Genomic DNA, 13,100 nt, shown 5'->3' with positions numbered 1-13,100 from the left:
CTTCTTCTTGTGAATATCGCCTGCCTGCATTTTATCAGGCCACAAACAGGTTAAAATACGTGTTAGGTAAGAAAAAGTGGCATACGGATAATATGCCACGGAAAAAGTAAACACCATTTCCCCTTGATGTTTACGCTTCCTTAAATCCAGCAGGGAATTAACAAAAGGTGAAACAACATATCTTACCCCCCTTATTCCTAAGGGACGACGCTATTTTGCTTAAATTACCGCTGCAATGCCTCATCCCTACCTTAGTAAATTTAGGGGTATTTTGGGGGATGAGGTGTCAGGTCAATATATCCAAATGCTTGTGTGGGTATAAAACGGGCTAGAAATAAACGCCTGCACTGGATCACAAAATATGGAAAACCGTGAATGAGATCACCCTAAAGTACCTATGGAGATCACGAATTTTCATTTTTAATAATGGGGCGTAGGGACTGGGATGATGCGGCGGAATGCGATTTTTCAGATGATGTCCCCCAGATACAACGATGCCATTGAGCGCATCAACATTTCATAATCAGGAAGGATATAAAAATGAAGAAAATCCTCAGCACGGTAGCTTTGTGTACCCTTACAGCACTTGGTTCATTATCTGCGCACGCTGCGATTGAAGAAGGTCAGTTGACCATTTGGATCAACGGTGACAAAGGCTATAACGGCCTAGCTGAAGTTGGGAAACGCTTTGAAGAGGATACTGGCGTAAAAGTTCGTGTTGCGCATCCAGATGCTTTGGAAGAGCGCTTTCCACAACTAGCGTCAACGGGTGATGGCCCAGATATTGTCTTTTGGGCTCATGACCGCTTTGGTGGCTATGCACAAGCTGGTTTACTGGCAGAAGTGAACCCTTCAGCAGACTTTAAAGCGCAGTTTACTGATTTTACGTGGGACGCAGTGTCTTATGAAGGCAAATATGTTGGTTACCCTGTTGCTGTCGAAGCACTGTCTCTTATTTATAATAAAGACTTGATCGCCGAGCCACCAGCGAACTGGGAAGACATTGCAGCGTTAGATAAGAAGCTGTCTGCCGAAGGTAAGCGTGCCATCATGTGGAACCTACAAGAACCGTTCTTCACATGGCCAGTACTGGCTGCCGATGGGGGTTATGCCTTTAAGTTTACTGCTGACGGTTATGATGCGAAGGATGTTGGCGTAAATAACGACGGTGCAAAACGCGCGATGGCGTTTGTTAAGGGCATGGTCGATAGTGGTGTAATCTCTGCCGATACTGACTATTCTGTTGCAGAAGGCGGCTTCAATCAAGGTAACGTGGCGATGACCATTAATGGTCCATGGGCATGGAGCAATATTGATGCGGCTGGAATTAACTATGGCGTTACCACGCTACCTAAGTTGAGCGGTAACCCATCTAAGCCTTTCGTTGGTGTATTGACGGCAGGTATTAGTACTGCATCGCCAAACCAAGATCTAGCGATTGAGTTTATTGAAAACTACTTGTTGACCAATGAAGGTTTACGCTCAGTTAATGATGACGTTGCATTGGGCGCGGTAGCATTAAAATCATTCCAAGACGAGCTAGCTGCTGACCCACGCATTGCAGCAACAATGGACAACGCAATGCACGGTGAAATCATGCCGAATATCCCTCAGATGTCTGCCTTCTGGTATGCAGAAAAAGCAGCAATCGGTAACGTCATCACTGGACGCCAGTCCATTGAGGATGCCTTAAACACTGTTGCAGAACGTATGACCAAGTAATTAATTGTTAAGTTGAGGGGGAATTTCCCCCTCGTATTGTTTTAAGATGCACTGTGAGGATCTATGATGCAGTCTTATCAAACCGCTGACGTGGTAGTTGAAGAGGAACGCAAGCCCAAGATGAATAAATCAGCAATGATAAAAGTTGGGTTGTTGTCTCTAGTTGGTACTATCAATGGTTATGCCACGATATTAATGTACGCCCGTGGCGAAACGGCATTCGCTTTATTGACCTTAGTCTTAACGGCGCTAGGTATTTACGTTTTTGCCCGCCAGAAGACCTATGCTCACCGCTATATTTACCCTGGCGTAGCGGGCATGATCCTGTTTATTATCTTCCCTTTGATTTATACCATTGGGCTGGCCTTTACTAACTACAGTGGCAGTAATCAGTTAACATTCGAGCGTGCTCAAAGTGTGTTAATGCAGCGTACATTCCAAAGTGGGGACAGTTATAGCTTTGGCTTATATGAGCAGTCTAACGGCGAATATATTATTGGTGTCGAAACAGCAGAAGGCTGGTTATCAACACCGAGCTATGCGATTAATGCGCTGCCACAAGAAAAGGTAGCACTCACACTAGGCGGCGAACCTATCGGTGATAAAGCCCCGTTGCGTTTAGTCATTCAGAATCGCTCTGCCATCAGTGGACTGACGGTGGAAACCCCTGATGGTACAGACCTTCGCATGTCTGGTTTGCGTAATTTTGCCGGGATTCGTCCGGTTTATTTGCTTGCTGAAGATGGTGAAACACTGTTCGATCAACAAAAAGAGATAACCTTAAAGCCCAACTATGAAATTGGCTTTTATCAGCAGATAGATAACGAAGGCGAGTTTATCGGTGAACCAATTTCTCCCGGCTTTATTGTTGGGATTGGTTTCGGTAACTTCGCACGCATTGTTTCAGATCCGGGTATTCAAGAGCCGTTTTTAAAGATCTTTGTCTGGACGATTATTTTTTCAGGCCTAACGGTTATTTTAACGCTAGCTGTTGGTGTTGTATTGGCCCAAATCATTTCATGGGAAGAGCTAAAAGGGCGTGGTGTTTATCGCGTGTTGTTAATTCTGCCATATGCTGTTCCTGCGTTTATTTCGATTCTTATCTTCAAAGGCCTCTTTAATCAGAGTTTTGGTGAGATCAATGCGGTATTACAAGGACTATTTGGCTTAAGTCCGCGCTGGTTTACCGACCCATTACTGGCTAAAACGATGATAATCATCGTAAATACGTGGCTGGGTTACCCGTATATGATGATCTTAGCGATGGGGTTATTAAAATCGATTCCAGATGATCTATATGAAGCCTCAGCAATGGATGGTGCTGGGCCGATTGATAACTTCTTCCGTATTACAGTGCCGATGCTGATCAAGCCAATGATCCCATTATTGATTGCGAGCTTCGCTTTTAACTTTAATAACTTTGTTTTAATCCAGTTATTAACCAATGGTGCACCTGACATGATTGGTACCAGTGTTCCAGCGGGCCACACCGATTTACTGGTTAGCTATACCTATCGCATCGCCTTTGAAGGCGCGGGTGGGCAAGACTTTGGTCTTGCAGGCGCCATCGCGACGATCATTTTCTTGTTAGTGGGTGGCTTATCACTGCTTAACCTGAAATTCACCAAACTGGAAGCAGAATAAGGAGTATTCTCATGGCAATGGTTCAACCAGCATCTCTAAAATATCGCGTACTGGCGACACATATCGGTCTGATCTGTTTTCTGTGCATTATTATGTTTCCTTTGCTGATGGTCGTGGCTATCTCGTTCCGAGAAGGTAACTACGCCACTGGCTCGATTATTCCAACCAATCCATCTTTGGATCACTGGAAGTTGGCGCTAGGCATTCCAATTGAGCATGCTGATGGGTCGATGACACCGCCACCATTCCCTGTTTTATTGTGGCTGTGGAATTCGGTCAAAGTGGCAGGGTTAACGGCGATAGGGATCGTTGCATTATCAACGACTTGTGCCTACGCATTTGCGCGAATGAAGTTTGCAGGCAAAGGCCTCATTCTGAAGTCGATGTTGATTTTTCAAATGTTCCCTGCGGTATTGGCGCTGGTGGCGCTCTATGCTCTGTTCGATCGTTTAGGGGCTTACGTGCCGTTCTTGGGGCTAAATACCCACGGGGGCGTTGTCTTTGCCTATATGGGCGGCATTGCCTTGCACGTTTGGACAATTAAGGGCTACTTTGAGTCAATTGACTTCTCATTGGAGGAAGCAGCAGCATTGGATGGGGCTACGCCTTGGCAAGCCTTCCGCTTAGTTTTGTTGCCACTATCAGTACCGATTTTGGCGGTCGTTTTTATCCTTTCATTTATCGCCGCTGTCACCGAGGTTCCGGTCGCTTCGCTCTTGCTTCGAGACGTTGACTCATATACATTGGCTGTAGGTATGCAGCAGTACCTTTATCCGCAAAATTATTTGTGGGGAGACTTTGCTGCGGCTGCTGTGCTATCAGCACTACCGATTACCATTGTGTTCTTATTGGCACAAAAATTCTTGGTAGGTGGTTTGACCGCCGGTGGCGTTAAAGGATAATTATAAAAATGGGGCGGCTTTTTCACTTAGGGTCAGCCTCAACTTCTGAGCTAACGTGCTGTAGAAAGGTTTGGCCGCCGACACTACTGCATTAACTCGTTTATTGGCGTTACTGCATAGCTGGACCTGTCCTTGCAGGTTATTGTAACCACCCCGGTCTGAACAGCCGGGGTTTTTATCATTGCTGTTTCTTGCGACTACGCCGAAACAACACAGTTCCTGCCTTTCTTTTTTGCTTTGTAAAGCGCATTGTCCGCTGCCTTCATTGCCTCTTGTGGGTTAGCGTGGCCTTTGCCATCGGTAACGCCAATACTGATCGTGACATTAACGGCATTACGTTTTACCGCTTGTTGCCGCATTTTCTTCCCTTGCTTACGATTATCAGGGCGCTTTTTATTGTCTCGTAAAATCAGTGGATAGTTAGCGATACGCTCTCTCAACTCTTCCAAATGTTCGATGATTTGTTGGGTGTTTCTATTTTTGAACAGTACAGTGAACTCCTCGCCACCATAACGGTAAACTTGAGCTCCGCCATTTGTTAGCGTCATTTGCTTGGCAACCAGCCTTAACACATCATCACCAGTGTCGTGACCATGGGTATCGTTAAACTTTTTGAAGTGGTCAATATCCAGCATCGCGATGGTGTACTTGCGGCTGAGGTGCTTCATTTCGTCTTCCAGTGCGCGACGCCCGAGGATCCCCGTCAACTGATCGATAAAGGCGAGCTCATGACTGCTGCTAATAATATTAGCAATCAACAAAATGGCAGCCACACTATAGAAAGTAGAGGATATGAAAGGGTAATCGAAGAGCAAAAATGTTGATGTGGAGAACATTAAGCAAATGAAGATAACTTGATCTGAACCTTTGTTACGTCGAATGATAATTAGTGCCACTAAGCAAATGATGAGAATGCTTAATACCAGCAATAAAATGGGTAGTGGGGATTTATTGGGCAAGTAATATAGGTAGCCCTGCCATAGTTCGTTACTGTAAGGGATGAGCTCATCGAGCACACGATTCGCAGCCAGCAACTGTACAATCGTCCAGAGAAAGTAAATGATTCCTTGTTGGGAGAATGGTCGCCGCTGCGGTAAAATTAGTAGTGCGCTTAAGTTGAGTGGCAACAATGCAGCCATCATGGCAAAAATTAAACGATTATTACCAATAAAGAGCGGGTCTTGCAGTTGATTTTGAATAACCCAATAACTGAGTAGCATTAAAAATGCAGCTTGCGCTGTACGCCCTTGATTAAAAGGGTGAGCAAGGGCTATCGTTAACACGAAGCCAGCATAGGGTAAAAAAACCACCAAATCTAGATAATCGCTAGAGGCGGTGATGAGCTCTTCAAGATTGAAGATAAGATAACCGACAGCAATAAGCGGAAAGAAAATCCGGAAAACAGGCGTCGCGATGATTTTAATTGGTGATAATGTCATCAATGAGTTCGTTTGTGATAATGCATAAATATAACAATCAGATACTGATGTCATGATATAGACATTTCAAACGACAGAGAATGAATAATGTTAATTAACAATAAAAAGTGAGATGCTTGTTTGCTGGTTAATTAAGCAATACGGTTAAGGAATGTTAATAACTGTACAAAAATAAAAAAAGCCACCGTCAGTGGCTTTTTTAAGTGAGTAAACAATTTTATCGCTACTCTGCGCTATCGCTATCAATAGTAATGACGTCAGGGTATGTTTTGGTGGTTTTTGCAACGATGCTGCGTGTGGCATGTTTAATTTCTGCCAATTGCACTTCGATATGGTCACCTAATTGATATTCGCGTTGTTTGTCGATATTAATGACACCTTGCTCACCAATACATTCGATACGCTGTTTGTTGCTCATGATAAGTGGTGCGGGAACAAACGCTGATGCACCATTCTCAAGTAGACGGATACGCATACCTGCGCGATTAATATCAAAGATTTCAGCGGTGAATTTTGTTTCTTTCTCTAGATGCTCTTGTAACAACTGCACATATAGCCAATCACCGACACCGCGCTCTGCCATGCGGTGTACGCGGCGGTGCAATGCCATCTCTTCTCCAACGGTGTCATCTGGCTGTTGAACAGGCTCTGTGCCAGTGATGACCGCTTTCAGCATTCGGTGGTTTATCATATCGCCGTATTTACGGATAGGTGATGTCCACGTCGCGTAAACATCAAGGCCCATCGCATAATGAGGGAGTGGTGTATTACCGACTTCACTGTACGCTTGGTATTTACGTATACGGTTGTCTAGATAAGGTGTTTCTTGGTCATTTAACCAACGACGTAGGGCACTGAAGCCTTCAAGCGTTTTGAGCTGATCAGCGTCAAATGGTGCATCATGTTCATTGAGAAGCGCGATAATATCGGCCATTTTGTCATTATTTAGCCCTGCATGGCTGTTAAACACCCCTTTGTTGAACGCGCTAGCTAGGACACGACCCGCACAGATATTTGAGGTGATCATTGCCTCTTCGACCATGCGATTGGCGGTACGACGCGGTTCAATGTGAATGGCAACAACATCGTTTTCTTTACTTAGTTCGAAACGATAGTCGGGGCGATCTGGAAAAATTACCGCATTTTGGCTACGCCAATTGGTACGTGCATTAGCAAAGGCATGCAGCGTTGCAATTTGTTCTGCAATGGTAGCGTTAGGTTGCCAGGCGTCACATTGTCCATTTTCTAAGTAATCAGAAACATGATCATAAGCTAAGCGGGCTTGGGACTTAATCCATGCCGCAAAGAAGCGGATGGTGTCTTTTATCGTACCATCGGCAGCAATGTGCATTTCGCAGCACAAAGCAGGGCGTTGTTCATCTTGCTTTAGCGAACACAGTTCATCACTGAGTTCGCGCGGTAGCATTGGGATATTTCGACCCGGGAGGTAAACCGTGAAGCCTCGTTTGCGGGCTTCATCATCCATACTGTCACCAACCTCGATATAAGAGGTTGGGTCTGCAATGGCGACGGTAACTTTAAAGCTGCCATCATCGTTTTTAACAGCATATAGCGCGTCATCCATATCTTTGGTCGATTCGCCATCAATGGTAACGAACGGTAGGGCGGTCAAGTCTTCTCGCTCAAGTCCTTCGTCTAGCATTGTCCAGTTATCGATGCCTGCGGGTTCTGCATTGGGAAGGTTATGTTGAGCAAGGGTTACCCACCAAGGAGCAATTTTGTCATCATGGTCGGTGATTTTTTCGCTAATCTCACAAAAAAATGTTTTGTTATCCTTTTGCAAAGGATGCTGGGTTAGGTGAGCCACGACCCAGTCGCCTTCTTGCAATGCGTCTGCTGACAACCCCTTTTGAGTTTTTGCTTTTATTGCATCTTTTAGTTGCGGATGATCAGGTACAACGTTTAAGCGTCCTTTAAAGAGCTTAACGCGACCAATAAATCGAGATACTGATGCTTCAATTAAGTTGTCTGGTTCTGCGACTTGACGCTCTTTCTCAGTACGAATCAACGCAGAAACTTTGTCACCGTGCATGACTTTTTTCATATATGACGGTGGGATAAAAATGCTGTCTTTACTATTGTCGACTTCTAAGAAACCAAAACCACGTTCCGTTGCTTTGATGGTTCCTTCTTTTTTAGGCAGCTTTTCTTGAATATCTTTCTTAAGTTGGGCTAGTAGGGGGTTATCTTGAAACATCGTATCCAGATCTCAGGTTAATAACCTTGATACTATACGGGCTAGACGGGGTAAAACCAAGTGTTGAGCCAGATCTGACCTGAAAAGATCGAACCTGAAAACAGTATAGGCCAGTTGCTATATTGTCGATTGATGCTGCATCCAACCTATCAGGCTTGGTAATCTTGACCTATCATGAAGAAGGTGCAGATGGGCTTAAAGTCAGTTAAATCTGACATTGGTGCTCGAAAAAGTCATTTTTTGAGCTGTTATTACGATTATTTAAGTAAAAATGTGATGAGGTTCATTTTTTTCTAGTATTTGTGAAAGTTATGACGTAGAATCCGCGCCTCATTTGTCGAGGCCCATAGCTGCGGTTGCTGTTGCAGAACCTTTGAGCTTAAGGGGTCTCTATTTTTTAGTCGATTATTTATTGGGATCCCAATGCAAGAATCTGTCACAGAATTTCGCCAGTTAGATCTGGCCGACACCCTATTATCTGCACTTGACGCGATGGGCTTTACAGCTCCAACGCCAATTCAGGCTGCTTCTATTCCCCTGCTTTTAAAAGGTACTGATGCTTTAGGTAAAGCACAAACAGGTACTGGTAAAACAGCGGCTTTCTCTCTTCCTTTACTTAATAAGTTAGATCTAAACCAACATAAGCCTCAAGCAATTGTTATGGCACCGACTCGCGAGCTAGCGATTCAGGTAGCTGCAGAGGTGAAAACGTTAGGTCAAAATATTAAGGGCCTGAAGGTATTAGAAATTTATGGTGGTGCATCGATCGTTGATCAAATGCGCGCACTTAAAACTGGTGCTCACATCGTTGTTGGTACACCAGGTCGTGTAAAAGATCTGATTACACGCGATCGTTTGCATCTTGATGAAGTCCACACTTTCGTTCTTGATGAAGCAGACGAAATGTTAAAAATGGGCTTTGTTGATGATGTTACTTGGATCATGGAACAAGCACCATCTAGCGCTCAGCGTGTACTATTCTCTGCAACCATGCCACCAATGGTTAAGCAGATTGTTGATCGTTTCTTGCGTGATCCTGCGCGTATTGACGTTGCGGGTGAAAACCGCACTGTTGCAAAAGTAGAGCAACAGTTTTGGGTTGTTAAAGGCGTAGAGAAAGACGAAGCAATGTCACGTCTTTTAGAAACCGAAGAAACCGATGCTTCTATTGTGTTTGTTCGTACACGTCAAGATACTGAACGCCTAGCTGATTGGTTGTCTGCACGTGGCTTTAAAGCTGCAGCACTGCATGGTGATATCCCACAATCTTTGCGTGAGCGTACTGTTGACCATATCAAACGTGGCGTTATTGACATTTTGGTAGCAACAGACGTTGTTGCTCGTGGTCTTGATGTGGCACGTATTACACACGTATTTAACTATGACATTCCTTTTGATGTCGAATCGTATATTCACCGTATTGGCCGTACAGGTCGTGCCGGCCGTACTGGTAAAGCGATTCTGTTAGTTCGTACTAACCAAATTCGTATGCTGCGTACAATTGAACATGTGACTAAGTCTCGCATGGAAGAGATTCAGCTACCACTACGTGACGCGGTTGCTGCTGCACGTCTTACACGCTTGGGTGAAGATTTGTCTTCAGACAAAGAAATGCCAGCGCTAGACAAATTTGTTGAGTTGGTCGAATCACTACAATCCACCATCGATGTAGATGCAGCAACATTGGCAGCCATGCTGCTTAAGCGTCAGCAAGGTAACCGTCCGTTATTCTATAACGGTCCAGACCCAATGATTGCAGCACTTGAGCGTGAGAAGCAACGTCGTCAAAACCGTGGTGAGCGTGGCGAACGTGGTGAGCGCGGTGGTGAACGCCGTGAGCGTCGTCAATTTAATGCAGCTGATTGGGATACTTATCAGCTACAAGTTGGACGTGAGCAAGGTGTTCAAGTTAAAGACATCGTTGGTGCGATCGCTAACGAACTTGGTCTAACCAAAGACAGCATTGGTGCGATTAAACTAGCGCCAGAACACACATATGTTCAGTTACCGAAGAAGATGAGCCAAGAAGTGGCGACTCAACTTAAGAAACTGCGCATTCGCCAGAACCAAGCAAATGCTGTTGTGGTTGAAGGTGAAGTGATGAACGAGCAACGTCGTGGTGGTCCACGTGGTGATCGTGGTGGTTTCCGTGGTAACCGTGAAGGTGGCCGTGGTCGTCGCGAAGGCGAGCGTCGTTTTGATCGTAACCGTGGTGGTGATCATCGTGGAAGCCATCGTGGTGAGCGTAGCCATACTGGCGGTGAACGCCGTCGTCGCCCTGCTAGCGACCAATAATTTGTGAGATTAACGCATTTTATAAAAACCTCGGCCTAGCCGAGGTTTTTTTTATGTAACAAGAGTGAATAACCAGTCTCTAGGTGCAATGTCTCTCGAAGCCGTGAACAGGGTATTTTCAACACTGACAAAATCCGTTATAGCTAAGCTTCATATTATTAAACGAAATAGGTCGACAGTGTGCTTCCTTTTCGAGCACAGAATCGAGTAAATATTGTAGTATGCTTCAAATTACGCTTAACCCATTGATTAGCTTAATGCGTTCGCCTGTTGGTAGAGTGGTCCTGTTCTCATTTATGGCTTGTCTGTTATTGTTGGGATCGATTATTGTACTTTTCGTGTTGTCTCCTTTTCCCTCGCGATATGCTCTCTTTTTATTCGTACCTTTATATGGGGTATTTATTTGTTACCAACGCATACATCAAGCATTACGTGATTTTTATGATTTAAAACAACATATAGAGCGAGTTGACTTAGAAAATAGAAGCCTACGGGCACTGTGTAATAGCACGTCAGACTTCAACTGGATTAAAGATACCCAAGGTCGTTTTCTTTTTGCGAATAACGCATTTGCAGGAATTCATCGCCGTTCAGCGGATACGTTATTAGGTGAAACCGATTTTGACCTTTATCCGGCTGATGTTGCTCAGCGTTACGTGGCTGAGGATGAAACGATACTCTCTAATGGCAAGAAGCATGTAGCAGAGCTGCGCACCGATTATTTAAGCCCATATTGCGACTGGGTTGAAGTAACGAAAGTCCCCATTGTTGATGAAACAGACAGTATTGTTGGTATGGTGGGAGTTGCTCGTGATGTGTCGTTACGTAAAACCGCAACCCAAAAATTAGAGTTTCACACCTATTTTGATGAGTTAACTCGCTTACCCAATCGTCATTCCTTAGAAAAGGAGCTAAATGCTGCGATTAGCGTTCACCAAGCGGGTGAGTTATTGGCTGTATGTTTTCTGGATTTAGATAAGTTTAAACTGGTTAACGATTCGCTGGGGCAGATTGCTGGTGATCAAGCGTTAATGATGATGGCGCAAGTGCTGCGCCAATCCGTCGGTGAAAAAGGGGTGGTTTACCGCTTAAGTGGTGATGAATTTGTGGTTGTTTATCGTAAGCTAAAAGGTGTCGCCGAGCTCAATCAACAGGTGAAGCAGTTGCTAGAGGCATCGAATCAGACATGCACAATATCGAGATTTGAATTCAATCTCTCTGCATCTATGGGCGTGAGCTTTTACCCAGATCATGGTGATGATTGTTGGGATCTGATCCGTGCGGCTGACATCGCGATGTACCAAGCAAAGCAAGCTGGTCGAAAACGGTACCATTTTTTCAGTGAAGAGTACGCAGAGCTTGCATTTGAACAGCTGTGCTTAGAGAAACGTTTGAGAAATGCGTTAAAGAGTGGAGAATTCTTTTTACGTTATCAGCCTATTGTGGAAGTTCATTCTGGAGAGATGACTGCAATGGAAGCGCTTGTTCGCTGGGACGAACCCGAGAAAGGGGAACAATTACCCGCGACGTTTATTCCTTTTGCCGAGCAGACCGGATTAATTACAGATATTGGAGATTGGGTGTTAGAAGCCGCAATACAGCAACAAGCTGAGTGGCATAAGCAAGGTTTTGAGTTAGTCCCTGTTTCGGTGAATGTTTCAAGTTTACAGTTCTTTCAACCTGACTTTGTGTCACGCTTGGCGCAGCTTCTCTCTAGCTACGATGTTGATGGGCGGTGGATCGAATTAGAGTTGACAGAAACAATATTGATGAAGCACGAAGAGCGGTTGTTAACCACGTTAAACCGCATTCGGAGCCTTGGCGTAGCGTTGAGCATTGATGATTTTGGCACTGGGTATTCAAGCCTTTCTTATCTATCAGCATATCCTATTAATAAGTTGAAAATTGATCGCGCTTTTATCGACATGATAGATCAGCGGCCTGAGAAAGTGACAATAACAAAAACGATCATTGAGTTAGGAAGAAGTTTAAATTTGACGGTGGTAGCCGAAGGTGTTGAGCGAAGCCAAGAAAACGAGGCGGTGATGCACCTTGGTTGTGATCAGGTCCAAGGATTTTTCTACTCTCGTCCATGCTTGGTACATGAATTAGTTGAATGGCAGAGGGAGCTTGCTATTGCTTGATTTTTGGTACATAAATGGCAGAAAGCACAGTAGTATTAATGTGAGCTAATATACTGAGTAACTGATGCAGGCGATGAGCAGGGAGCGGAGATGGCCTCAACGATACAGATGGATGCTGATTTTCAACGGTTAAAAACAGCGTTACAGTTTAATCAGCAGCGTGAGTGGGAAGTGAATGAGCGCTTAACGATGCAGGTAAACGCCCTTGAACAACATCAGAAATCTGCTTTTGTATCATCTTTTAACCAAGATTTAGCCGGACAAGCCACCGTCGAGACACTGTTTACTCTACCGGAGTACTGGATTAATGAAGATGTTGTTGGTCGCCGTTCGTTAACGATAGATGCTGATATCACTTTAAGCAAAGGGCCAATATGTTGTGGTTTAATGAAGGTGTCGGTGAGTTTTTGGCGTTCAAAAGGACACTGGTACTGTGCAATAGATTTTAATCTAATCGCTGTGCTCTCGACGTATCGTAATCAAGGCGTTGGCTCAATGTTAGTAGAGCAAGGGATGGTACATTATGTTAATCCGCTCATCATTAGTTGCTTTACTCAAATTACACACTCTAATACAAAGTTAGACGTGGTTTTTTCAGCAGATTATCTTAACCAGGCAAGTAAAAAACTGGGCCAGTTAGCTTTCGACTACTTAGAAGCGATAGACATTGAATTGTCTGCACGTAGCTTTCTTGTTGATCTAAATAAAGAATTCTCCTAACTTATACAGTGTGCAT

At 44.4% G+C, this 13,100-nt stretch carries 8 protein-coding genes; 6 read left to right on the top strand and 2 right to left on the bottom strand.

The genetic code is table 11. The features are described 5' to 3' along the window. Positions 1–540: 540 nt before the first annotated feature. The 3 genes from malE (at position 541) to malG (ending at position 4,268) form a co-directional block, all read left to right on the top strand. Entirely contained in the window at positions 541–1,722 is a 1,182-nt protein-coding gene (gene malE / locus ACKLNH_RS10920) for a maltose/maltodextrin ABC transporter substrate-binding protein MalE (RefSeq protein ID WP_413112289.1), read from the top strand. A gap of 66 nt (positions 1,723–1,788) precedes the next feature. Continuing rightward, on the top strand, positions 1,789–3,366 hold the full coding sequence (gene malF, locus ACKLNH_RS10915) for a maltose ABC transporter permease MalF (protein ID WP_413112365.1): 1,578 nt from the start codon (positions 1,789–1,791) through the stop codon (positions 3,364–3,366). A gap of 11 nt (positions 3,367–3,377) precedes the next feature. Further along, positions 3,378–4,268, top strand: a complete 891-nt coding sequence (gene malG / locus ACKLNH_RS10910; RefSeq protein ID WP_413112288.1) for a maltose ABC transporter permease MalG — start codon at positions 3,378–3,380, stop codon at positions 4,266–4,268. Positions 4,269–4,465: 197 nt separating this feature from the next. Here malG and ACKLNH_RS10905 read toward each other — a convergent pair whose 3' ends face one another. Both ACKLNH_RS10905 and ACKLNH_RS10900 read right to left on the bottom strand, forming a co-directional pair. Then, the gene (locus ACKLNH_RS10905; protein WP_413112287.1) at positions 4,466–5,707 is read right to left on the bottom strand and encodes a GGDEF domain-containing protein; all 1,242 of its coding nucleotides are present in this window, start codon (positions 5,705–5,707) and stop codon (positions 4,466–4,468) included. A gap of 223 nt (positions 5,708–5,930) precedes the next feature. Continuing rightward, positions 5,931–7,925, bottom strand: a complete 1,995-nt coding sequence (locus ACKLNH_RS10900; RefSeq protein ID WP_413112286.1) for an exoribonuclease II — start codon at positions 7,923–7,925, stop codon at positions 5,931–5,933. Between the two features lie 423 nt (positions 7,926–8,348). On the opposite strand from ACKLNH_RS10900, the gene ACKLNH_RS10895 reads away from it, so the two are divergent. The 3 genes from ACKLNH_RS10895 to ACKLNH_RS10885 all read left to right on the top strand — a co-directional run bounded on the left by ACKLNH_RS10895 (position 8,349) and on the right by ACKLNH_RS10885 (position 13,084). After that, complete coding sequence (locus ACKLNH_RS10895; protein WP_413112285.1) at positions 8,349–10,220, top strand: DEAD/DEAH box helicase; 1,872 nt, start codon at positions 8,349–8,351, stop codon at positions 10,218–10,220. Between the two features lie 221 nt (positions 10,221–10,441). Next, positions 10,442–12,364 (top strand): putative bifunctional diguanylate cyclase/phosphodiesterase, encoded by a 1,923-nt coding sequence (locus ACKLNH_RS10890; protein WP_413112284.1) that lies wholly within the window; start codon positions 10,442–10,444, stop codon positions 12,362–12,364. Positions 12,365–12,454: 90 nt separating this feature from the next. Then, positions 12,455–13,084, top strand: coding sequence for a hypothetical protein (locus ACKLNH_RS10885; RefSeq protein ID WP_413112283.1), 630 nt, complete (start codon positions 12,455–12,457; stop codon positions 13,082–13,084). The last annotated feature ends 16 nt before the right edge of the window (positions 13,085–13,100 follow it).

This window comes from Thaumasiovibrio clandestinus (assembly GCF_047250365.1).
Taxonomy (GTDB): Bacteria; Pseudomonadota; Gammaproteobacteria; order Enterobacterales; family Vibrionaceae; genus Thaumasiovibrio.
The sequence above is the reverse complement of the archived record's forward strand: the minus strand, read 5'-3'. Positions and strand labels throughout refer to the sequence as shown.